We start from the raw sequence: 21,121 nt of genomic DNA on the forward strand, positions 1-21,121 counted from the left end.
TGCAGTGCACATTAAATCTTCGTAATGCCGTGTTTTGGCCCTTTTCCGACAAAGGCGCGTCCTATCTATTCGGCGAAATCGCGGCAACGGGCCGTGATTTGCGCTAGAGTAGAACCATCGGACCACGACGTGTCGGGTGGAGAGGGCCTTTGACCATGCGTGGAAAAGTCGTTCTTTCGTTGCTTGCCGTCGCCTGTGCGGGCGCGGCCTGGCTCTATGTGTCTCCGGACGCGCTGAGCAAGGCTCAGCAGCTCATCGGCGCAAAGCAGGTCGCTGCCGCGGACAAATCGGCAACCGGCAAGCCGGCAGCGGGCGACAAGGCGGCAGGTGGCGGCGGTGCCGCCCGCTCGGCTTCCATCCTCTCGGCCGTCGCCTCGACAGCCGATTTCCCGATCCGGCGTTATGCGATCGGCTTCGTCTCTTCTCCCGCCGTCGTCAACATCAACGCGCGGGTGTCCAGCCAGATCGTCTCGATCGACGTCAAGGATGGGCAGATGGTCAGGGTCGGCGACGTTCTGTTCTCGCTCGATGACCGGGCGCTGAAGGCGCAGCTGGCAAAGGATCAGGCTGCGCTCGCCAAGGACCAGGCGCTGCTTGCCAGTTCGAATTCCGATCTCCAGCGCGCCAAGGATCTGGTTGCCAAGCAGGCCGGCACGCAGCAGACCTACGACCAGGCCGTCGCCGCGCAGAAGGCTGCCGCTGCGACCGTTGACGCCGACAAGGCGACAATCGACGCCGACAATGTCCAGCTTGGCTTCGCCACGATCACGGCGCCGATTTCCGGCAGGTTGGGCGCGGTCAGCGTCGCCGTCGGCGATCTCGTCACCGTCAGCAATGGCAACAGCAGCACGGCGACCCCGCTGGTGACCATCACCCAGATGGACCCGCTGCAGGTCAACTTCAATCTGCCGGAAAGCAATCTCGCCCTGCTGCACAAGGCGCTTGCCAATCCGCAGCAGGGCGCGGTGACACTGACCAAGGATGGTGACGCGACGCCGATCGGCAAGGGCACGCTCGATTTCGTCGACTCCAGCGTCGACACCGCGTCGGGCACGATTGCGACGCGGGCAAGTATTCCCAATGCCGACCTTTCGCTATGGCCGGGCCAGTATGTGAATGTCGTGCTCGACGCCGGCATCATGCCGCAGATGACATCGGTTCCTACCGTCGCCGTGCAGCCAAGCCAGAAGGGCCCGTTCGTCTATGTGGTCAAGCCGGACAACACGGTCGAGATGCGGCCGGTGCAGGTGGCGCTGACCGAAGGCGACAACAGCGCCATCAGCCAGGGGCTGAAAAGCGGTGAGAAGGTTGTCACCGAGGGCCAGACACGGCTGAAGGACGGCGCCGCGGTGCATGAAGGCAAGACCACGGCGGGTGCCGCTGCGCCCAAGGTGGCCGAGGCGACCAGCGCCGGCGAGGCCGCCCAATGATTTCCGAATTCTGCATACGCCGGCCCGTCGCCACCCTTCTGATGTCGTTCGCTCTCGTGCTGGGCGGGCTGTTCGCCTACAAGTTCCTGCCGGTGGCGGCACTGCCCAGCGCCGAATTCCCGGTGGTCAACGTCTCGGCCTCGCTGCCCGGCGCCTCGCCGGAAACCATGGCGACATCGGTGGCGACGCCGCTGATCAAGCAGTTCGCCACCATCGCCGGCATCGATTCGATCTCGACCACCAACTCGCTTGGCCAGACCTCGATCGCCATCCAGTTCGTGCTCAACCGCGACATCGACGCGGCGGCGGCCGACGTGCAGGCGGCGATCGCGCGCACGCAGAAATCATTGCCGCCGCAGATGACGGCGCCGCCGAGCTATCGCAAGGTCAATCCGGCCGACGCGCCGATCCTTTTGATGTCGCTGGTCAGCGACACGGTTCCGCTGACCGACCTCGATGCGTTCGCGGAAAACGTCATCTCGCCGTCGCTGTCGACCATCGACGGCGTGGCGCAGGTCTCGATCTTCGGCCAGCAGAAATACGCGGTGCGCATCCAGATCGACCCGACCGCGCTTGCCGCACGCGGCATCTCGATCGATCAGCTGCAGGCGGCGGTTGCCTCGGCCAACAGCAACACGCCGCTCGGCGTGCTCCAGAACGACAAGCAGCAGCTCACCATCACCGCCAACACGCAGCTGACCGACGCCGCCGGTTTCTCCAACATCATCATCGCCACCAAAAACGGTCACCCGGTACGGCTGGGCGAGGTGACCCGCGTGGTCGATTCGGTGCAGACGACCACGACGGCGAGTTGGTACGATGGCACCCGCGCGATCATCATGGCCGTGCAGCGTCAGCCCGACGCCAACACTGTCGACGTCGTCGACAAGGTCAAGGCGATGCTGCCGTCCTTCAAGGACCAGATGCCGGCCGCCGCCGACATCAAGCTGCTTAACGACCGCTCCAGTTCGATCCGGCAGGCGGTCAGCGACGTGCAGTTCACGCTGCTGCTCACCATTGCCCTGGTCATCATGGTGATCTTCGTGTTCCTGCGCCGGGTGACGGCGACAATCATCCCGGCCGTGGCGGTGCCGATCTCGCTGATCGCCACGCTCGGCGCGATGTTCCTGTTCGGCTTTTCCATCGACAACATCTCGCTGATGGGCCTGACCCTGGCGGTCGGCCTCGTCGTCGACGACGCCATCGTGATGCTTGAAAACATCTTCCGCCACATGGAGGAGGACGGGCTGTCGGCCTTCGACGCCTCGCTGAAGGGCGCGCGCGAAATCGGCTTCACCATCATCTCGATCTCGATCTCGCTGGTGGCGGTTTTCATCCCCGTGCTGCTGATGGGCGGCGTCATCGGGCGCATCTTCAACGAGTTCGCCGTGGTGGTGACGGTCGCCATCCTGGCGTCGATGTTCGTGTCGCTGACGCTGACGCCGATGCTGTGCTCGCGGCTGCTGTCGGTGACCAAAGCCGACCGCGACAAGCATGGCCCCGGTCACAAGCAGGACCTCGTCACGCGCGGCTACGACAGGGTCTTGAGCTTCTGCCTGCGGCACACCTTCCTGGTGTTCCTCGTCTTCGTCGGCACCGCGGCAGCGTCGGTGTGGCTGATCCAGATCTCGCCGAAGGGCTTCTTCCCGCAAGAGGATATCGGCCAGATCTCGGTGACCACCATTGCCCGCCAGGACATCTCGTTCGACGCCATGTCCAGGCTGCAAGGGCAGGTCGCCAGCGTCTTCTCGCATTCGCCCTATGTCGACCATGTGGCGTGGTCGGCGGGCAGCGGCAACAACGCGCTCAACCAGGGGCAGCTCTTCGTCCAGCTCAAGGGCAAGGACCAGCGCCCCGATATCGAGAAGGTGCTTGCGGATCTGCGCAAGCAACTGGCCGGCGTGGCGGGCATCGAGACCTACATGCAGCCGGTGCAGAATTTGAGGCTGGGCTCGCGGTCGTCCGCAAGCGCCTACCAGCTCGTGGTTCAGGGCCTTGATACCGGCCTCACCGATATTTGGGCGCAGAAACTGAACGACGCGATGGCGGCCGACCATGCGAACTTCACCGACGTCACCAGCGACCTGCAGAACAATGCGCTGCAGGCGACGTTGGTGGTGGATCGCGACAAGGCCGCCCAACTCGGTATCGATACCGACACGTTGCGCTCCGCCCTCTATGGCGGGTTCGGCACCGACCAGGTTTCGACCATCTTCGGTTCGGCCGACAGCTATGAAGTCATCACCGAACTCGATCCCAAGATCGAGTGGTCGCCCGAGCGGATGCTGGCCATCCAGATGAGGACGGCGAGCGGCAGTCTTGTTCCGCTCGGCGCCTTCGCCCGCGTCGATCGCACGGCCGGCGCCCTGACCGTCAACCAGCTCGGCCAGCTTCCAGCCGTGACCATCTCCTACAATCTGCCGCAGGGCGTGGCGCTGGGCGACAGCGTGACGCGTATCAATGCGCTGAAAGAGCAGATCGGCATGCCGACGGTGATCTCGACGACCTTTGCCGGCACGGCCAAGACCTTCCAGGATTCGCTGGCCAACCAGGGTTTTCTGGTCGGCGGCGCAATCCTGACCATCTACATCGTGCTCGGCATCCTCTACGAAAGCTTCATCCACCCGCTGACCATCCTCACCGGCCTGCCGTCGGCCGTACTGGGAGCGGTCGTTGCGCTGCGCTTCGCCGGCATGGATCTGTCGGTCATCGCGGTGATCGGCATCCTGATGCTGATCGGCATCGTCAAGAAGAACGGCATCATGATGGTCGATGTCGCGCTCGAACTGCGACGAGAAGGCATGTCGGCGACCGAGTCGATCCACAAGGCCTGCCTGATGCGCTTCAGGCCGATCATGATGACGACGCTGGCGGCACTCATGGGCACGTTCCCGATTGCGCTCGGCACCGGCGCCAGCGCCGAACTGCGCCAGCCGCTGGGCGTTGCCGTTGTCGGCGGCCTGCTTGCCTCGCAGGCACTGACCCTGTTCGTGACGCCGGTGATCTATGTCTACATGGAGAATTTCTCGGGCTGGCTGGTCGGGCTTTGGTCGAAGCGCAAGGGCGAGCCGGGCTCGGTCGAAGCGGGGGATCAGCCCTCGCTGTTCAAGCCCAGGGAAGACATGCTGCCCGAGCCGCAGCGGGCGGCCGCCGAATAGGGGGTAGAGCTGGCGCCATGGTCCGCTGGCCCAAGCCGTCGCGCTTGCGGCGGCATCACTGCAAACGTAGTTTGTAGCCATGTCACACGATCATGACCACGACAACGAACTCGATCCGTTTGCCGCCCGCGTGCGTGCGCTGGAAACCATCCTGACCCAGAAGGGGCTGATTGATCCGGCCGCGATCGACGTCATCGTCGATACCTACGAGACCAAGATCGGTCCGCGCAACGGGGCCAGGGTGGTGGCGAAAGCCTGGAGCGATCCAGCCTTTGCCGACTGGCTGAAACGCGACGCGACGGCGGCGATCGCATCGCTGAGCTATACCGGCCGCCAGGGCGAGCACATGCAGGCGGTGTTCAACACGCAGGACACCCATAATCTCGTCGTCTGCACGCTGTGCTCCTGCTATCCATGGTCGGTGCTTGGCCTGCCGCCGGTCTGGTACAAGGCGCCGCCCTATCGTTCGCGCGCGGTGATCGATCCGCGCGGCGTGCTGGAAGAGTTCGGGCTGACGCTGCCGGCGGACAAGAAAATCCGCGTCTGGGATTCCACTGCCGAGCTGCGCTATCTCGTCGTGCCGATGCGGCCCGAGGGTACCGAGGGCTGGAGCGAGGAGCGGCTGGCGGAGCTGGTCAGCCGTGACGCGATGATCGGCACCGGCCTGGCCCAAAGACCTGGAATAGAGGGGCAGCCGGCATGAACGGGCCGCAAGATCTCGGCGGACAGATGGGGTTCGGCCCGGTCGCGCCGGAAAAGGACGAACCTTACTTCCATGCCGCCTGGGAAAGGCGGGCGCTCGGCGTGACGCTGACTGCCGGCGCCATGGGCGCCTGGAACATCGACGAGAGCCGGCATGCACGGGAATCGCTGCATCCGGCTGTCTACTATTCATCGAGCTACTACGAGATATGGATCAAGGCGCTGGAGGTGCTGTTGAAGCGCCATGGCTTCGTCAGCCAGCGCGATCTCGAAGCGGGCAAGGCAGTCGATCCAGCAGCGACTCCCAAGAGGGTGCTGAAGGCGGAAAACGTGCCCGCGGTGTTGGCCAAGGGCAGCCCTTGCGACCGGCCGGTGGCGCAAGCGGCGCGGTTCAAGGCGGGCGACGCCGTGCGGACCAAGAACTTCAACCCGACCGGCCACACGCGGCTGCCGCGCTACGCACGCGGCAAGCACGGCGTGATCGAGGCGGTGCACGACGGTTTTGTTTTTCCCGACAGCAACGCGCATGGACACGGCGAAAATCCGCAATGGGTCTACACCGTGGTTTTCGAAGGATCGGAGATCTGGGGCGAGGGGGCCGACCCGACGCTAAGCGTGTCGATAGACGCCTGGGAGAGCTATCTTGAGCCTGCGTGAAGAACTGCCGCCAGGTTTCGACGAGCCGGTGTTCGCCGAGCCGTGGCAGGCCGAGGCCTTCGCCATGACGGTGGCGCTGCACGACAAGGGCCTGTTTTCGTGGAGCGAGTGGGCGCAGGCGCTGTCGAGCGAAGTGAAAAGACCGGGCGCCGCAGCGGACGGCCATGATTATTACGAACATTGGCTGGCGGTACTGGAAAGCCTGCTTGCCTCGAAGGGACTGGCTGCCAAGTCGGATGTCGACGCGATGGCTGAGGCCTGGGAGCGCGCCGCGCATGCCACCCCGCACGGCAAGCCGATCCTGCTGGAGAACGATCCCCAGCGGATTCGATAAGGTCTGGGGTGAGCTTGTATGTTCCCTTTACGTTCTTGTCTGTGCCTGATAGCCTGACCCGTCGGCGGCACTGAAGCGTCCCGGCGCATCGATGATGATGGCGGCTGTCTTGTCTTTCCCTTGCGAATCCGGTCTCTCGCGCTGATGGAATTCTCTCCCCAACAGGACGAGGCGCTGCAAGCGGTCGCCCGCTGGCTGAAGATCGGCCAGCCACAGCTGTTCCGGCTGTTCGGCTATGCCGGCACCGGCAAGACGACGCTGGCGCGCTATTTCGCCGAGCATGTCGACGGCCAGGTGCAGTTCGCCGCCTTCACCGGCAAGGCGGCGCAGGTGCTGCGCTCCAAGGGCGCGGTCAACGCCCGCACCATCCATTCGCTGATCTATAGGCCGAAAGGCGAGGAATCGGTGTCGGACGAAATCACCGGCAAGACGTCGATGTCGCCGACTTTTTCGCTCAACCGGCAGAGCCCGATCTCGCGCGCCAAACTGGTCGTCATCGACGAATGTTCGATGGTCGACGAACAACTTGGCCGCGACCTGATGAGTTTCGGCACGCCGATCCTGGTGCTCGGCGACCCCGGCCAGCTGCCGCCGATCTCGGGCGGCGGCTTCTTCACCGACCACGAGCCGGATTTTCTGCTCACCGAAATCCACCGGCAGGCGCGCGACAACCCGATCCTGCGGCTGGCGCTCGATGTGCGCGAGGGCCGCGAGTTCATGCGTGGCGACTATGGCACGGCGCAGGTGATCGGCAAGGAAGACGTTACCCAGGAACTGGTGCTGAAGGCGGACCAGGTGCTGGTCGGCACCAATCGCACGCGGCGCCGCTACAATCAGCGGCTGCGCGAGCTCAAGGGCTTCAATGCCGATTATCCGCAAGCCGGCGACAAGCTGGTCTGCCTGCGCAACGATCCGGCAAAGGGCCTGCTCAACGGCTCGCTGTGGAAGGTGATGACATCGTCGCGCGAGACGGTGAAGCCCGGCATCAACCTTCTGGTGTCGCCGGAAGAGGACGATCCGGATCGCGGCGTCGCCAAGATCAAGCTGCTCAAGGCGGCGTTCGAGGATCCGGACGCCGATATCCCCTGGCAGCAGAAGAAGCGCTTCGACGATTTCGACTATGGCTACGCGCTGACCGTGCACAAGGCGCAGGGCTCGCAGTGGAACGAGATCGTGCTGTTCGATGAAAGCTGGGCCTTCAAGGAAACCCGCCAGCGCTGGCTCTACACCGCCATCACGCGGGCGGCCGAGCGGCTGACGATCGTCAGGTAGGGGCGCCGGATGCTGTTGCCCCGATAGGCTGTGCGGCAAGCCATTGCCAGGCGGCAGCCTCGTCCTCCGTCCTGAAATGCCTGATTTCGATGGGTGGTGAGGACGGCAGAAAGCGTTGTGCGTCCGCTATCCAGTCCGGTTCGCCGATCGTCGCGCAACGGTCGACATGTTCCAATGCATGAATGGCGCCCTGCTTCAGGGTCTCGTCAGCGATGTCGGCCCAGTCGACGCCGTCGTGGTCGACGAGGCGCACCAGCACATCGACGCGCGGATGCAGGGCGTAGGCTGCCTCCAGCAATCCGAAAAGATTTTCACCATCGGCCGCGGAAACATGCCCGACGACATCGATGGCGAAAAGGTCGTCACGGCTGGTCTCGATACGGCGGATTGCCGGCACCTCATCAAGAAAATTCATCGGCGCTACCTTTCCCCGCTGGTTCATCAGGCTTGGAACACCCGAAACCCCCAGTCTGTTCCCACCAAAGGCATTACTGTTCCCGTCAAAGGCATTATAGGTGGGCGCGTCTAACGATTTCCGAGGCCACCCGCATGCCTGCAAAGCTCTCCGTCAACCTCAATGCCATCGCCATGCTGCGCAACCGGCGCGACCTGCCGTGGCCCAGCGTCACCGGCATCGGCCGCATCGCGCTGGCGGCCGGAGCGCATGGGCTGACGGTGCATCCACGCCCCGACGAACGGCATACAAGACACTCCGATCTGCCCGAGATTCGCTCGCTGATCGACGACGAGTTTCCGCGCGCGGAATTCAACATCGAAGGCTATCCGACCGAGGATTTCCTGTTGCTTGTGGAAAAGCATCAGCCCGAACAGGTGACTTTGGTGCCGGACGATCCGGCTCAGGCGACATCGGACCATGGCTGGAACTTCGCTACCCAGGCCGCGTTCCTCACACCGATCGTCAAGCGTCTGAAAAAGGGGGGCTTTCGCGTGTCGCTGTTTTCCGATCCGGACCCCGATTGGGTGGCGGCCGCATGCGACACCGGCGCCGACCGCATCGAGCTCTATACGGGTCCATACGGCAGCTATCACACAGATTCCGCCAAAGCGGCCAAAGAGCTGGAAAGGCTGGGAAAAACAGCAGACGCCGCGCTTGCCGCCGGGCTTCAGGTCAATGCCGGGCACGATCTGGTGGTCAGCAATCTGCCGGCACTTGCCAGGCGCATTCCGGCATTGGCCGAAGTGTCGATCGGACATGGGTTGACAGCCGACGCGTTGGAGTATGGCATGGCCGGCACGGTGGGTCGGTTCCTCAAGGCCTGCGGGTGGTAGCAATGGCAGCCTCGCATGGCAGGCATGGCTGCCATTACGCGACGGCACTTGATATTGCATTGCAGCAAGCGTAGAGCACCGCGCGCTTATCGGAGTGTCGTCCATGGCCCTTACCAATAATGGTAGTGAGGCAGAACCCGTCGAACAATCGAGCCATTCGGAAGTCGAACAGCACAGCACCAAGGTTCTGATGCTGGGCGCGCTCGGTGTCGTCTATGGGGATATCGGCACCAGCCCGATCTACGCCTTTCGCGAGGCGCTGGTGGCATCTTCCGGCGGAGAAGTGGCCGACCGCGGTGACATCCTCGGCGTTTTGTCGCTGATCATCTGGTCGCTGACCATCATCGTCACCATCAAATACATCATGTTCGTGCTGCGGGCGAACAACCGCGGCGAGGGCGGCGTGCTGTCGCTGATGGCGCTGGCGCGCGGCAGTTTCCCCAAGCGCTCGGCGCTGATGCTCGGCATCGGCATCGTCGGGGCGTCGCTTTTCTTCGGCGACGCCGTCATCACGCCGGCGATTTCGGTGCTGTCGGCGGTCGAAGGCATGAACGTCGTCACGCCGACCTTCCAGCCTTATGTCGTGCCGCTGACACTGGTCATTCTCGCCATGGTGTTCGCGGTGCAACGTTTCGGCACGGGCGGCGTGGGATTGGTGTTCGGTCCCGTGACGGCGGTGTGGTTCCTGGCGATCGGCCTTTCCGGCCTCAACCACATCATCGCCGATCCGGAAATCCTGTGGGCGATCAGCCCGCACTACATCGTCGCCTTCCTGATCAATTCGCCCGATGTCGCTTTCGTCACCATCGGCGCCATCTTCCTCGCGGTCACCGGCGCGGAAGCGCTCTATGCCGATCTCGGCCATTTCGGCCGCAAGCCGATCGTGCTCGCCTGGCTGTGGGTCGTGTTTCCGTGCCTGCTGCTCAATTATGCCGGGCAGGGCGCTTTCGTGCTGGCCAAGAACGGCGTCGTCGGCCATCCGTTCTTCGAAATGAATGAAGGCTGGACGCTGATCCCGATGGTCGTGCTGGCGACCGCCGCCACGGTCATCGCCAGCCAGGCGGTGATCTCGGGCGCCTTCTCGTTGACCAGGCAGGCGGTGCAGCTCAACATGCTGCCGCGCCTGGAAATTCTACATACGTCGGAGAAACAGTCCGGCCAGATCTACATGCCGCGCGTCAACCTGCTGCTGGCGCTGGTGGTGATGATGCTGGTGGTGGGCTTCGGCGAGTCCAGCAGGCTGGCATCGGCCTACGGCATCTCGGTGACCGGCAACATGCTGGTGACCACGGTGCTGTTGTTTGTGGTCATGACGCGGATCTGGAAATGGAAGCTGTGGCTGGCGGTCTCGCTGACGGCGCTGTTCGGCTTCATCGACGTCGGTTTCTTTGCCTCCAACATCGTCAAGGTGTTTGAGGGCGGCTGGGCATCGCTGGCCGTTGCCTTCACCATCGTGCTGGCCATGTGGACCTGGGTGCGCGGCAGCCGCTATCTGTTCGACAAGACCCGCCGCAACGAGATCCCGCTCGATTTCCTCGCCGGCAATCTGTTGAAGAAGAAGCCGCAGCTGGTGTCAGGCACCGCCGTGTTCCTGACCAGCGATCCGCTCAGCGCGCCAACCGCACTGATGCACAGCCTGAAGCACTACAAGGTGCTGCATGAGCAGAACGTCATCCTTTCAGTGGTGACCGCGCCGCAGCCGGTGGTGCCCGACAGCGACCGGGTCAAAATGGAGACGGTCAACGAGCTGTTCATGCGGGTAACGCTGACCTTCGGCTACATGGAGCAGCCCAACATCCCGCGCGCGCTGGCGATCTGCCGCAAGCAGGGCTGGAAATTCGACATCATGACGACTTCGTTCTTCCTGTCGCGGCGTTCGCTCAAGGCCTCGCCCAATTCCGGCATGCCGGTGTGGCAGGACCGGCTGTTCATCGGCCTGGCGCGCACGGCGGCCGACGCGACGGAGTATTTCCAGATCCCGACCGGGCGCGTGGTGGAGATCGGCACTCAGGTGGCCATCTAGGACATGCCGATATTCAGGTGAGGCCGGCCTGCGAACGGCAGGTTCCTGCGCTTCCGGTACTCACGGACCAAGTGTCCGCTCCGTTCCGGTTCTCGGAACCCACATTCTCGGTCCAGCCTGACCTGAATCTCGACATGTCCTGGCGAATGAGCTGTGTCTTGCGGCACAGTCCATGTCACTCCGCTTCAACCGGCCAGCGCGGCCTTGTTCGCCTCGAGGAACTGCTTCAGCGTTCTTGGCTTGCGGCCGGAAAGCGTCTCGACCGAGTCCGTCACCATGGCGATGCGGCCGGAGCGCGTGTTGACGTCGAAGGACACGATGACTTCAGCAAAATCCTCGGGAACGCCTGATGCCTTTACCCCTTCGGTGAGCGCTTCATCCGGAACCTGCACGACATCGAGCGACTTGCCGGTGACCTCGCTTACCAAGGCGGCAATCTCTGCGGTGGTGTAGGCGTGCGGACCGGTCAAGGTGTAGGTCTTACTTTCGTTTGAAGCGCCAGCGAGGCTGGCGGCGATCGCCGCTGCCATGTCGTCGCGCGCACCGTGGGCAATGCGCCCGTCGCCGGCCGACGTGTACCATTTTCCCGAGGCGATCGCGTGCGGCAGGGCCATGAACAGGTTCTCCTGGTACCAGCCGTTGCGGAAGATCGTGTAGGGGATGCCGCTCGCCTTGATCGCCTGCTCGGTGCTGTAGTGGTCATCGGCAAACAGGACCGGCGATACCGGCTCCGGATTGGGCATCGAGGTGTAGAGCAGATGCGAAATGCCGGCATTTTTGGCCGCGGCGACGGCATTTTCGTGCTGCTTCAGGCGCCTGCCGCTTTTTAGATCGAGATCGCCGGTCGAAATGATCAGCACCTTGTCGGCGCCTTTGAATGCGGTTTCCAGCGACGCCGCGTCGTTGAAGTCGGCGGCCCTGACAACGACGCCGCGCAGCGCCAGATCGGCCACGCCTTCCGGATTGCGTGTGGCGGCGATGATGTTTGCCGGTGGAACTTTGTGCTTGTCCAGGAGATATTGGACGACACCGCGGCCGAGCTGGCCGGAAGCGCCGGTGACGAGAAGGGTTTCGGTCATGGAAGGTCCTGACATTGCGCCGCTAAGGCGGTTCGAGTGGCAGTCTCAAAAAGAGACCAGCACTAAAATAGGAATTGACCTGGTGCCGTAAAGAAGGCAGTTTTTCGGGAGGTAGGCACACGCAGGGAACCAGCCATGGACGGCAAGGTCATCAATCTGAAGTCGAAGTTGGAGGTCTACAAGGCCATCTCAGGCGGCGGCAATATTGCCAATTGTCCGGTTCGCGAGGTCATCCAGGGGGTGAGCGGCAAATGGAGGTCGCTGCTGATGATGGCGCTGGCTGAAAAACCCTATCGCTTCGGCGAGTTGCGGCGCCTTGTGCCCGACATTTCGCAGCGCATGCTGACCCAGACGCTGTACGATCTTCAGCGCGATGGCTATGTGCATCGTGAGGTGTTCCCGACCAAACCACCAAGCGTCGAATACAGCCTGACCGATCTCGGGCGCTCTATGTTCGGCGCCTTTCATCAATTGATTCTGTGGGCCGAACTCAACCATGATGCGGTGCGCGCAGCGCGCGCCGATTTTGATGCGTCCCAGGCTTGAACGGCCGCCAAGGCCCAGGCTTGAACGACCGCTAAAGCCCCAGGGTGCGGCTTGATTTCGCCGGGCTGCTGAAGGATTGTCCCGGCCAGTTCGGCTGTGGGGGCATTGGCATTTCCTACGACATCGCAATAGCAGGCGCCGGGCCGGCGGGACTGGCCATGGCGCTCTATCTCAAGCGCGCCGGGCATCGGGTCACGGTCTTCGAGCGCTTCGATGAGCCGAAGCCGGTCGGCTCCGGGCTGATCCTGCAGCCGACAGGGCTGACGGTGCTGGCCGATCTTGGCCTGCTCGACGACATGCTGGCGCTGGGCAGCCGCATCGACCGCCTGCATGGCGCCGATGCCACCACAGGCCGTACCGTGCTCGATGTCCGCTACGATGCGCAACGCGGTGGCCGCTTCGGGCTGGCGGTGCACCGGGCGGCCTTGTTCGGCGTGCTCTTCCGCGCCGCCCAACGCGAAGCGATCGCCATCGAAACCGGCGTCGAGATCGAGGCCTTGGAGACGGGCGAACGGACGACGCTGATCTGCGGCAACGGACGAAGGGCGGGGCCGTTCGACCTCGTAGTCGACGCCAGCGGTTCGCGCTCGAAACTGTGCCGCGCAAGCGCTGCAGGCGAGCCACGACCGCTCACCTATGGCGCGTTCTGGGCCTCGCTTGGCTGGCGCGGCGACGGTTTCGATGAGCGCGCGCTGCTGCAACGCTACGACAGAGCGAGCGTGATGATCGGCGTGCTGCCGATCGGCCGGCCGCAGCCGGGCTCTATACCTGCAACCTTATATGTAGGAGCTGTTGGCCCCTTATGTTGTGAATGGACCGCAGAACGCCAATTGTTCAAGTCTGCAGCAAGTGCATCACCTGACTTGGTGTTAGGATCTATCGTACCGAAATCTGATTGGCTCATGTGTGTTTGCTCCCGTAACCTTTGGCAACCCAGTCGATCGTTCGCTGGACTGCGGTGCCTACCGAATTGAAGAACTGGATCGTAAAGCCCGCCTCACTCTTAGCAGTGATAACCTTACGATCGCCTGTAGCCATATCCTGATCTGCTGTTGCAATTCCTGACAGTTCAAGGTTCCGGTCAGTGTGGCATAAGCACCAGACGGATTGACTAGAACAAATGCACCAGCACCAGCATTCGCAGCTGGATCATAGTTGATGATATATCGCACGCCATCCAAGATGTCGTTAGCAGCCAATGCAACATCCACAGCAGTGACAATCTTACGGATTGCCTTTGCGCCAATACCAGAGATGTTGATAGTTGCAAGCGCCAGTATTGTTAGCAGCGGCCTCAAACGAGTACGTATCCAGATCGTTGTACGCAGTTGATGCTGGAGACGGAGTCAGTACAAGAGCATTGGCAGTACCAGTTGCCAAGGGGTAGTTCAATTGGCTCGCAGAACTGATAGGATATGCCACATTGGTTGTAGCATTGATTGCCATCGTAGGAATCCAGTCAGCACCATCATAGCGCTTCAGGATCCAGGGAGTAGCCGAATCATCTACGGCCGTGGCCAGACCATCCGCATCGCGGCCAAGGGGCGAGACATACGCCGCCAGATGTGGGCTGTGTACGGACGCTCGATCGCCGAACTGGTTGGCGCCAAACTGTCGGCGGATGAGCTGACCATGGTCTCGGCACTGCTTGGACGGTTGCGCCATCCGCCAGCCAGCGATTAAGCGAGCCTGTCGCGCCAGCGCCTGTCCATTTTGCAGATATTTTGCTCTCGTCCTCTTGCGCACGGCCTCGGATCGCGCAATATGCCGAACCGTAACGTACGGTACGGCTTATCGGGAATGCCGACCTTTCGAGAGAAGAGCGTGTTGCACATCGTGCCTGACATCGACACCAGCGAAGCGCTGACAGAGCGGCAGAAGGCCGTGCTCGACGCGGCGTTGCGGCTGCTGGTCGAAGAGGGCGACCAGCTGACCATGACCGCCGTGGCGCGCCGCGCCAGCTGTTCCAAGGAAACGCTCTACAAATGGTTCGGTGACCGCGACGGGCTGCTGACGGCGACGGTGCAATGGCAGGCCTCTAAAGTGCGGGTGGCACCGGTCGACCGCAAGGGGCTCGATCTTGCCTCGCTGACCGCGAGCCTCGAGCGCTTCGCCTCGGATTGGCTCAAGGTGATTTCCAGCGACACGTCGATCGCGCTCAATCGGGTGGCGGTCAGCCATGCGGGCTCCGGCAAGGACAATCTCGGCGCCGTGGTGCTGGAGAACGGCCGCTTCGCATTGGCCAAGCGGCTGAAGCCGGTGCTCGAGGCCGGCCGACGGACCGGGCTTTTGGATTTCGCGGATGCCGAGACGGCGTTCCGCACCTTTTTCGGGCTGGTCGCCCGCGATGTGCAGATCCGTCTGCTGCTCGGCGACCGGCTGGAATTGACTGAGGCGGCGATCGGCGGCGATGCCGCGCGGGCGACGCAGCAGTTTCTCGCTCTTCATGGAGCAACAACCGGCCGCAAGGCCCTAGAGCCGGATGATTTCAGGTCAAGTCGACCTGAAATCTGAATCCGTCTCTAAATCAAGAAGATAGAGCATGATGTCGTCCGAAAACCGCTTCACACTTTTCGGCATCATGCTCTGATTTATAAACGGGAAGGAAGACAAAATGCGCGTCTATTACGATCGTGATGCCGATCTCAATCTGATCAAGGGCAAGAAGGTCGCCATCATCGGCTATGGCAGCCAGGGCAGGGCGCATGCGCTCAACCTCAAGGATTCCGGCGCCAAGGAGATCGCAATCGGCCTCAAGGCCGGCTCGGCAACCGCCAAGAAGGTCGAGGCCGACGGTCTCAAGGTGATGAGCGTGGCGGACGCGGCCAAATGGGCCGACCTGATGATGATGGCAACGCCGGACGAACTGCAGGCCGACATCTACAAGAACGAGATCGCGCCGAACATCCGCGATGGTGCCGCTATCGCCTTCGCGCACGGCCTCAACGTGCATTTCGGCCTGATCGAGCCGAAGTCGACGGTCGACGTCGTCATGATCGCGCCGAAGGGTCCCGGCCACACGGTGCGCGGCGAATACCAGAAGGGCGGCGGCGTGCCGTGCCTGGTCGCCGTCAACCAGGATGCCTCGGGCAATGCGCTCGACCTGGCACTGTCCTACGCCTGCGGCGTCGGCGGCGGCCGTTCGGGCATCATCGAGACCAATTTCCGCGAGGAATGCGAGACCGATCTGTTCGGCGAGCAGGTCGTGCTGTGCGGCGGCCTGGTCGAGCTGATCCGGGCCGGTTTCGAGACGCTGGTGGAAGCCGGCTACGCGCCTGAGATGGCCTATTTCGAGTGCCTGCACGAGGTCAAGCTGATCGTCGACCTGATCTATGAAGGCGGCATCGCCAACATGAACTACTCGATCTCGAACACCGCCGAATGGGGCGAATATGTCTCGGGTCCGCGCATCATCACCGCCGAGACCAAGGCCGAGATGAAGCGCGTGCTGAAGGACATCCAGACCGGAAAATTCACCTCGGAATGGATGCAGGAATACCGCGCCGGCATGTCCCGCTTCAAGGGCATCCGCCGCAACAATGACAGCCACCAGATCGAGGAAGTCGGCGCCAAGCTGCGCGCGATGATGCCGTGGATTTCCAAGAACAAGCTGGTCGACAAGGCGAAGAACTGAGCGAAATCCACAAGCGCTCGAAAATAGCAGCTTCCATGAACAAGAAACGGCGCCACGTGGCGCCGTTTTTTCATTCTGTCGGTCAGCTCAGCTACAGGGCCAGCCCATCAATAGGGTGAGTAGCACTGCTGGCGCGGGCCGTTGTAGGGCTGGAACGTGTTGTCGTAGGCCCGGTACGACCGGTAGCGGTTGTAGCACCATTGGACATGGGCGCTCGAAAGCCGTCCCGCGCGGTAGTAGCGGCGCGGCGCCGGCCGGTCATAGTAGTCGTAGTTGTTGTACATGCTGCCGAGGCCAAGCCCCAGGCCAAGGCCCAGGATCGCGGCACTCGCGCCATCATCGTAGTAACGGCCGCCGCGATAGTGATGGCGACCATGGCGCCAACGCCAGTTGTCTCCACCATTCCAGTGACCGCCGCCGCCGTGCCAGTGCCGACGGCCGCCGTCCCAATTGCCCGACCGGCGCCATCTCCAATTGTCGTTGTTGAACTGACGGTTGTTGTTGCCGCCCGCCCAGCTGTCGCGGACCGGCGTGACATTCGGCGCCGCGGTGCTGGTGGGAATCGACAGGTCCGGCTGCATGATCGGGCCGGCGGCGGACGGTGCGGTGACGCCGGAGAGGATACCCAGGGCTATCAGCCCCGATTTGACCGTGGAAGAAAAGAGCGAATTCATTGCACTCTCCAAGAGTTACAGGCCCCACGCCCACCCGAGGAATGGGGCAACAATGGATGTTTGCATCTGAACGGCGGATGAACGGAAAGGTTCCGTCAACCATGACGCGAACGCACCCAGGACCAATCGATCTCAGATGGTGGTCCTGCGCGCTTGTTTTCCGAAGCACTTGCGGGCAAAGGTCATGGCATGTCGCTGCGCCTTGCCACCTTCAATGTCGAGAACCTGATGAACAGGTTCGATTATTCCGGCTATCGCAACCAGCTCAACGAGGATCGAACGCTGGCGCTGTTCGATATCCAGAGCGAGGCGGAATACAGGATGCTGGAGCAGGCCCGCGCCATCGCCCAATCCGACGACACGCGCCAGCTGACGGCGCTGGCAATCGCTGCCACCCGGGCCGACATCATCTGCATGCAGGAGGTCGACAACATCGAGGCGCTGAAGGCCTTCGAATATGGCTATCTGTTCAAGATGGTGGGGCAGGGCTACCGGCAGAAATACACCACATCGGGCAATGATTCACGCGGCATCGACGTTGCCGTGATGATGCGCAATGAGACCGCCCAGGGCCAGCCGATCGAATTCGTGCGCATGACCAGCCACGCCTATGTCACCTACGAGCAGTTCGGGCTGCACACGCCGGAACTCGAGGCACTGGGCAATCAGGCCAATGAGCGCATTTTCCGGCGCGACTGCCTGGAGATCGACGTCACCGTGGGCGGCGTGCCGCTGACGCTCTATCTCGTGCATTTCAAGTCGATGGGTTCGCCGCGCAACGGGCTCGACGGGCGCGAGGCGACGATGCCGGTGCGCATCGCGGAGGCGCAGGCCGTGCGGCGCATCATCGAGGAGCGCTTCGGCAAGGACTATGCCGCCGACAAACGCTGGGCAATCTGCGGCGACATGAACGATTACCGCCAGCGTGTGAAGGTGGCCGGCGATGCGATCGACGGCTATCGCTTCGAGGTGGTCGACGAAGCCCTGTCCTGCATCAACGTGCTGACGGCCGGCGGCTTCTGCGAAAACGTCGTCGAGCGGCGGCCGGAGATGAACCGCTGGAGTTTCTACCACACGCGCGGACCGGAAGAGCGGCATCTGTGCCAGCTCGACTACATCCTGCTGTCGAAGGGGCTCGCCGCCAGCAACGCGACGGCTGTTCCCGACATCATCCGCAACGGCCAGCCCTGGCGCACCATTTTTCCGCCGGGGCAGGAGGTCGACCGCTTTCCGCGTGCCGGCTGGGACCGGCCGAAGGCGTCGGACCATTGCCCGGTGGCGATCACGCTGGACATGACCTGACGCATGAGTTTCGACCTGCCACGCAACGTCATCCTGCCGGTCGACGCCATCGACGTCCGGCTCGATCCCGGTCCGCACCCGTTCGCAAGGGACAATGCAGAGGCGATCGCCGAGAACTGGCAGCACGAAATCGCTGCCAATCCGGCGCTGTTCGACGGCATGGTGGTGCTGCTGTCGCAGCTTGCCTACCGCGACAACCGTCTCGCCGGCCGCTGCCATGCGGTCAACTATTCGACTTTCATGCTGTGGCGGAAGCGGCGCGAGAATTCGGGCGCCGAGCATGCCTATGCCCATGCCATGCTGGTGGCTGCCGACAATGCGCTGGTGGCGATCCGCATGGGTCCGCACACGGTCAACGCCGGCCGCGTCTATTTTGCCGCCGGCTCATTCGAGCCGGTGGATTTTCGCGATGGCCTGGTCGATGTCGATTTCAACATGATCCGCGAAGTGCGCGAGGAAACCGGCCTCGACCTGTCAGGGGCTCATCGCGGCAAGCGCTACCACGCCATGTCGACCAACAGCGGCACGGTGATCTTCCGCCGCTACCACGCGGCGGCGCCCGCCGACGAGATCGCCCAGCGCATCTCAGCCTTCGTCGCCACCGAAACCGAGCCGGAGATCGACGGGCCAGTGATCATCCGCCATGCCGCCGACCTGCCGGTCGGCCTGTCACCGCACATGAAGCCGCTGATCGAGTGGCATTTCGCAAACGGGAGTTAAGGGCGCGTCTTGTTCTGTGCCGCGTTGCGATCGTTGCGGGCGGCGACGAGGAACAGGATGAAGCCGATGCCCAGCAAACCGCCCATCGCCATTCCCATGGTCTGGCCGACGACTGCCTGAAAATCGGCTGTGACGCGATCGGGATTGGCCATGCCGAAGCGGGCGAGATACCACCAGATGCCTGCAAGGAAGGCCTCGATGATGACCATCGCCAGGATCAGTCGCGCCTTCTTGCTCATCGGCTATTCCTCCACCCAAGCGTGAATTGCCCTAGCATCATGAACGGCGCGACGACAGTGGCGGGGCTGGGTGGAAATGTCGAAGATTGTGCAAAAACCCGTCGGAGCGCCGGCCGCGTTTCGGCCGGTTGCCCTATTCGTGCCTAAGTGCGTCGATCGGGTCGAGCCTGGCGCCGCGCAGCGCCGGGAAGAAGCCGAACACCATGCCGATCAGGGCGGAAAAGCCGACGGCGAGCAGGATCACCGCCGGGCTCGGCGCAAACGGGATGGTCAGCGTCACCGCGGCGAGGCCGGCCAGCGCCAGCCCGATCAGGATGCCGATGATGCCGCCGAGCAGCGACAGCACCGTCGCCTCGACCAGGAACTGGATCAGGATGTGCTTTTCATGCGCGCCGATGGCGAGCCTGATGCCGATCTCGCGGGTGCGTTCGGTGACCGACACCAGCATGATGTTCATGATGCCGATGCCGCCGACCAGCAGGCTGACGCCGGCGACGGCGCCCAGCATGCCGGTCATGGTGGTTGTGGCGCTGGCCATGGCGTCGGCGATCTGGGTCATGTCGCGGATGGCGAAATCGCTTTCACGATCGGGCGTGATGCGTCTGGCGTCGCGCAGAATGTCCTCGACGCGCGGCTGCAGCTCGCTGGTCGGCGTGCGGTCATCGGCGGCGATGTAGATGTTGTCGATGTCGCGGTTGCCGGCGATGCGGCGCTGGTAGGCGTGCAGCGGCATCAGCACGACATTGTCCTGATCCTGACCGAAGCCGGTATAGCCCTTGGGCTCGAGCAGGCCGATGATCTTGCAGGAGGTGCGGTTGACGCGGATGATCTCGCCCTCGGGATCGCCAGCGCCGAAGAATTGTTGGCGCACCGTCTCGCCGATCAGGCACACGCCGGTGCCCGAGCGGGTTTCGGAATCGCTGAACGGGCGGCCCGACACCAGTTTCCAGTCGCGCGCATCGAGATAGGCGCTGTCGGTGCCGGTGACGCCCGAGGTCAGGCTCTCGGTGCCGAAGATGACCCGGACCTGCTTTTGCGAAGCCGGCGAAATGGCGCGGGCGCCAGTCAGATGCGCAACCAGCGCCGCCAGCTCCTTTTCGGCCAGCGGACGCACCACCTGGTCGAGCCCGCCCGGGCCACCGGGACCGGCCGGGCGACCGGAGCGGACGACCAGCAGATTGCTGCCGAGCTTGGAGATGTCGGCCTTGACCTTCTGCGTGGTGCCCGAGCCGATGGTGAGCATGGCAATGACGGCGGCAACGCCGATGACGATGCCGAGCAAGGTCAGGAACGAGCGCAGCACGTTGCGGCGGATCGAGCGCAGCGACAGGCGGACGGTTTCCCAGATCATGGTTGTGCGATCTCCAGCTTCCTGGAATCGGAGGCGACGTGGCCGTCGAGGAAGCGGATGGTGCGTTCGGCATAGTCGGCGACGTCGGCCTCGTGGGTGACCATGGCGATGGTTAGGCCAAGCTCCTTGTTGAGCCGCGTCAGCAACTCCATGATCTCGTGCGTGCGGGCGGTGTCGAGGTTGCCGGTCGGCTCGTCGGCGACGAGCAGCGTCGGGCGCGTGACGATGGCGCGCGCGATCGCCACGCGCTGCTGCTGGCCGCCGGACAGTTCGGCCGGCGTGTGGTGCTCGCGGCCGACAAGGCCGACCTCCGCCAGGGCCTGCATGGCAAGGTCGCGGCGCTCGCGGGCGGCCACGCCGCGATAGATCAGCGGCAGTTCGACATTTTCGGCCGCCGTGGTGCGGGCCAGCAGATTGTAACCCTGGAAGACGAAGCCGACATAGAGGTTGCGCAGCATGGCGCGGCGGTTGCGGTCGAGGCGGCCGGCGTCGATGCCCATGAAGGAATAGGTTCCGGCCGTCGGCGTGTCGAGGCAGCCGATGATGTTCATCGCCGTCGACTTGCCGGAACCGGACGGCCCCATGATGGCGACGAATTCGCCACGCCGGATGGCAAGATCGACGCCGGCCAGCGCATGCACCTTGGCCTCGCCCTGGCCATAGCTCTTCCAGACCTTGTCGAAGGTGATGAGGGCAGCACCGGCAGCCAC

Annotated in this window: 20 protein-coding genes and 1 pseudogene; 14 read left to right on the plus strand and 7 right to left on the minus strand. The window is 63.2% G+C overall.

The features are described from left to right. The first annotated feature begins 155 nt into the window (after nucleotides 1-155). From AC0NIL_RS16735 to AC0NIL_RS16760, 6 genes are all read left to right on the plus strand, one after another. The gene (locus AC0NIL_RS16735) at nucleotides 156-1,430 is read left to right on the plus strand and encodes an efflux RND transporter periplasmic adaptor subunit (protein ID WP_473573158.1); all 1,275 of its coding nucleotides are present in this window, start codon (nucleotides 156-158) and stop codon (nucleotides 1,428-1,430) included. Further along, nucleotides 1,427-4,588 (plus strand): efflux RND transporter permease subunit, encoded by a 3,162-nt coding sequence (locus AC0NIL_RS16740; protein ID WP_027160580.1) that lies wholly within the window; start codon nucleotides 1,427-1,429, stop codon nucleotides 4,586-4,588. Before AC0NIL_RS16735 ends, AC0NIL_RS16740 begins: the two co-directional genes overlap by 4 nt. Nucleotides 4,589-4,667: 79 nt before the next feature. Continuing rightward, nucleotides 4,668-5,291, plus strand: coding sequence for a nitrile hydratase subunit alpha (gene nthA / locus AC0NIL_RS16745; protein ID WP_064993775.1), 624 nt, complete (start codon nucleotides 4,668-4,670; stop codon nucleotides 5,289-5,291). Further along, nucleotides 5,288-5,947 carry a nitrile hydratase subunit beta gene (gene nthB, locus AC0NIL_RS16750; RefSeq protein ID WP_275952771.1) on the plus strand — a complete coding sequence of 220 codons (660 nt, stop codon included), beginning with the start codon at nucleotides 5,288-5,290 and terminating at the stop codon, nucleotides 5,945-5,947. The genes nthA and nthB overlap by 4 nt, the downstream gene beginning before the upstream one ends. A 64-nt stretch (nucleotides 5,948-6,011) precedes the next feature. Further along, nucleotides 6,012-6,281, plus strand: a complete 270-nt coding sequence (locus AC0NIL_RS16755; RefSeq protein ID WP_474048790.1) for a nitrile hydratase accessory protein — start codon at nucleotides 6,012-6,014, stop codon at nucleotides 6,279-6,281. A gap of 144 nt (nucleotides 6,282-6,425) precedes the next feature. Then, nucleotides 6,426-7,553: an ATP-dependent DNA helicase gene (locus tag AC0NIL_RS16760; protein WP_063168263.1), complete on the plus strand. Its 1,128-nt coding sequence runs from the start codon at nucleotides 6,426-6,428 to the stop codon at nucleotides 7,551-7,553. Here the strand turns inward: AC0NIL_RS16760 and AC0NIL_RS16765 are convergent. Continuing rightward, the gene (locus AC0NIL_RS16765; protein WP_013531056.1) at nucleotides 7,546-7,968 is read right to left on the minus strand and encodes a SpoIIAA family protein; all 423 of its coding nucleotides are present in this window, start codon (nucleotides 7,966-7,968) and stop codon (nucleotides 7,546-7,548) included. The genes AC0NIL_RS16760 and AC0NIL_RS16765 overlap by 8 nt on opposite strands. A 134-nt stretch (nucleotides 7,969-8,102) precedes the next feature. Between AC0NIL_RS16765 and AC0NIL_RS16770 the strand changes: the two genes are divergently transcribed. Then, on the plus strand, nucleotides 8,103-8,843 hold the full coding sequence (locus AC0NIL_RS16770; protein ID WP_224621265.1) for a pyridoxine 5'-phosphate synthase: 741 nt from the start codon (nucleotides 8,103-8,105) through the stop codon (nucleotides 8,841-8,843). A gap of 103 nt (nucleotides 8,844-8,946) precedes the next feature. After that, on the plus strand, nucleotides 8,947-10,866 hold the full coding sequence (locus AC0NIL_RS16775; RefSeq protein ID WP_013531058.1) for a potassium transporter Kup: 1,920 nt from the start codon (nucleotides 8,947-8,949) through the stop codon (nucleotides 10,864-10,866). A gap of 185 nt (nucleotides 10,867-11,051) precedes the next feature. Here the strand turns inward: AC0NIL_RS16775 and AC0NIL_RS16780 are convergent, their stop codons facing one another. Beyond that, entirely contained in the window at nucleotides 11,052-11,945 is an 894-nt protein-coding gene (locus AC0NIL_RS16780) for an SDR family oxidoreductase (protein ID WP_275952773.1), read from the minus strand. Nucleotides 11,946-12,080: 135 nt separating this feature from the next. Here AC0NIL_RS16780 and AC0NIL_RS16785 point away from each other — a divergent pair, with 135 nt between their 5' ends. Next, nucleotides 12,081-12,491, plus strand: coding sequence for a winged helix-turn-helix transcriptional regulator (locus AC0NIL_RS16785; protein ID WP_013531060.1), 411 nt, complete (start codon nucleotides 12,081-12,083; stop codon nucleotides 12,489-12,491). 76 nt (nucleotides 12,492-12,567) lie between these two features. Next, nucleotides 12,568-13,291, plus strand: a pseudogene (locus tag AC0NIL_RS16790) (FAD-dependent oxidoreductase); the annotation flags it as partial. A gap of 424 nt (nucleotides 13,292-13,715) precedes the next feature. Here the strand turns inward: AC0NIL_RS16790 and AC0NIL_RS16795 are convergent. Further along, on the minus strand, nucleotides 13,716-14,237 hold the full coding sequence (locus tag AC0NIL_RS16795) for a hypothetical protein (protein WP_473573155.1): 522 nt from the start codon (nucleotides 14,235-14,237) through the stop codon (nucleotides 13,716-13,718). A 54-nt stretch (nucleotides 14,238-14,291) separates the two neighbouring features. Here AC0NIL_RS16795 and AC0NIL_RS16800 point away from each other — a divergent pair, with 54 nt between their 5' ends. Both AC0NIL_RS16800 and ilvC read left to right on the plus strand, forming a co-directional pair. After that, nucleotides 14,292-15,005: a TetR/AcrR family transcriptional regulator gene (locus tag AC0NIL_RS16800; RefSeq protein ID WP_244514306.1), complete on the plus strand. Its 714-nt coding sequence runs from the start codon at nucleotides 14,292-14,294 to the stop codon at nucleotides 15,003-15,005. 100 nt (nucleotides 15,006-15,105) lie between these two features. Then, nucleotides 15,106-16,125 (plus strand): ketol-acid reductoisomerase, encoded by a 1,020-nt coding sequence (ilvC, locus tag AC0NIL_RS16805; protein ID WP_013531065.1) that lies wholly within the window; start codon nucleotides 15,106-15,108, stop codon nucleotides 16,123-16,125. A 107-nt stretch (nucleotides 16,126-16,232) separates the two neighbouring features. Here the strand turns inward: ilvC and AC0NIL_RS16810 are convergent, their stop codons facing one another. Continuing rightward, nucleotides 16,233-16,799 carry a BA14K family protein gene (locus AC0NIL_RS16810; RefSeq protein WP_275952777.1) on the minus strand — a complete coding sequence of 189 codons (567 nt, stop codon included), beginning with the start codon at nucleotides 16,797-16,799 and terminating at the stop codon, nucleotides 16,233-16,235. A gap of 189 nt (nucleotides 16,800-16,988) precedes the next feature. Here AC0NIL_RS16810 and AC0NIL_RS16815 point away from each other — a divergent pair, with 189 nt between their 5' ends. Both AC0NIL_RS16815 and AC0NIL_RS16820 read left to right on the plus strand, forming a co-directional pair. Then, complete coding sequence (locus tag AC0NIL_RS16815; RefSeq protein WP_013531067.1) at nucleotides 16,989-18,101, plus strand: endonuclease/exonuclease/phosphatase family protein; 1,113 nt, start codon at nucleotides 16,989-16,991, stop codon at nucleotides 18,099-18,101. 3 nt (nucleotides 18,102-18,104) lie between these two features. Further along, nucleotides 18,105-18,821, plus strand: a complete 717-nt coding sequence (locus AC0NIL_RS16820) for a hypothetical protein (RefSeq protein WP_013531068.1) — start codon at nucleotides 18,105-18,107, stop codon at nucleotides 18,819-18,821. On the opposite strand, the gene AC0NIL_RS16825 is transcribed toward AC0NIL_RS16820, so the two are convergent. The 3 genes from AC0NIL_RS16825 to AC0NIL_RS16835 all read right to left on the minus strand — a co-directional run bounded on the left by AC0NIL_RS16825 (nucleotide 18,818) and on the right by AC0NIL_RS16835 (nucleotide 21,121). Beyond that, the gene (locus AC0NIL_RS16825; protein ID WP_127368756.1) at nucleotides 18,818-19,060 is read right to left on the minus strand and encodes a hypothetical protein; all 243 of its coding nucleotides are present in this window, start codon (nucleotides 19,058-19,060) and stop codon (nucleotides 18,818-18,820) included. The two genes, AC0NIL_RS16820 and AC0NIL_RS16825, sit on opposite strands and share 4 nt — an antisense overlap. Nucleotides 19,061-19,193: 133 nt before the next feature. Further along, nucleotides 19,194-20,411, minus strand: coding sequence for an ABC transporter permease (locus tag AC0NIL_RS16830; protein WP_063168255.1), 1,218 nt, complete (start codon nucleotides 20,409-20,411; stop codon nucleotides 19,194-19,196). Beyond that, entirely contained in the window at nucleotides 20,408-21,121 is a 714-nt protein-coding gene (locus AC0NIL_RS16835; RefSeq protein WP_013531071.1) for an ABC transporter ATP-binding protein, read from the minus strand. Before AC0NIL_RS16835 ends, AC0NIL_RS16830 begins: the two co-directional genes overlap by 4 nt.

This window comes from Mesorhizobium sp. WSM1343 (genome assembly GCF_055901535.1).

What these genes read in the sequence shown, in the direction of transcription:
- AC0NIL_RS16770 (WP_224621265.1), top strand. Translation starts at nt 8,103, where the DNA reads ATGCCTGCAAAGCTCTCCGTCAACCTCAATGCCATCGCCATGCTGCGC.
- ilvC (WP_013531065.1), top strand. Translation starts at nt 15,106, where the DNA reads ATGCGCGTCTATTACGATCGTGATGCCGATCTCAATCTGATCAAGGGC.
- AC0NIL_RS16740 (WP_027160580.1), top strand. Translation starts at nt 1,427, where the DNA reads ATGATTTCCGAATTCTGCATACGCCGGCCCGTCGCCACCCTTCTGATG.
- AC0NIL_RS16735 (WP_473573158.1), top strand. Translation starts at nt 156, where the DNA reads ATGCGTGGAAAAGTCGTTCTTTCGTTGCTTGCCGTCGCCTGTGCGGGC.
- AC0NIL_RS16820 (WP_013531068.1), top strand. Translation starts at nt 18,105, where the DNA reads ATGAGTTTCGACCTGCCACGCAACGTCATCCTGCCGGTCGACGCCATC.
- AC0NIL_RS16760 (WP_063168263.1), top strand. Translation starts at nt 6,426, where the DNA reads ATGGAATTCTCTCCCCAACAGGACGAGGCGCTGCAAGCGGTCGCCCGC.
- nthA (WP_064993775.1), top strand. Translation starts at nt 4,668, where the DNA reads ATGTCACACGATCATGACCACGACAACGAACTCGATCCGTTTGCCGCC.
- AC0NIL_RS16785 (WP_013531060.1), top strand. Translation starts at nt 12,081, where the DNA reads ATGGACGGCAAGGTCATCAATCTGAAGTCGAAGTTGGAGGTCTACAAG.
- AC0NIL_RS16780 (WP_275952773.1), bottom strand. Translation starts at nt 11,945, where the DNA reads ATGACCGAAACCCTTCTCGTCACCGGCGCTTCCGGCCAGCTCGGCCGC.
- AC0NIL_RS16800 (WP_244514306.1), top strand. Translation starts at nt 14,292, where the DNA reads ATGCCGACCTTTCGAGAGAAGAGCGTGTTGCACATCGTGCCTGACATC.
- nthB (WP_275952771.1), top strand. Translation starts at nt 5,288, where the DNA reads ATGAACGGGCCGCAAGATCTCGGCGGACAGATGGGGTTCGGCCCGGTC.
- AC0NIL_RS16815 (WP_013531067.1), top strand. Translation starts at nt 16,989, where the DNA reads ATGTCGCTGCGCCTTGCCACCTTCAATGTCGAGAACCTGATGAACAGG.
- AC0NIL_RS16755 (WP_474048790.1), top strand. Translation starts at nt 6,012, where the DNA reads ATGACGGTGGCGCTGCACGACAAGGGCCTGTTTTCGTGGAGCGAGTGG.
- AC0NIL_RS16830 (WP_063168255.1), bottom strand. Translation starts at nt 20,411, where the DNA reads ATGATCTGGGAAACCGTCCGCCTGTCGCTGCGCTCGATCCGCCGCAAC.
- AC0NIL_RS16825 (WP_127368756.1), bottom strand. Translation starts at nt 19,060, where the DNA reads ATGAGCAAGAAGGCGCGACTGATCCTGGCGATGGTCATCATCGAGGCC.
- AC0NIL_RS16765 (WP_013531056.1), bottom strand. Translation starts at nt 7,968, where the DNA reads ATGAATTTTCTTGATGAGGTGCCGGCAATCCGCCGTATCGAGACCAGC.
- AC0NIL_RS16810 (WP_275952777.1), bottom strand. Translation starts at nt 16,799, where the DNA reads ATGAATTCGCTCTTTTCTTCCACGGTCAAATCGGGGCTGATAGCCCTG.
- AC0NIL_RS16775 (WP_013531058.1), top strand. Translation starts at nt 8,947, where the DNA reads ATGGCCCTTACCAATAATGGTAGTGAGGCAGAACCCGTCGAACAATCG.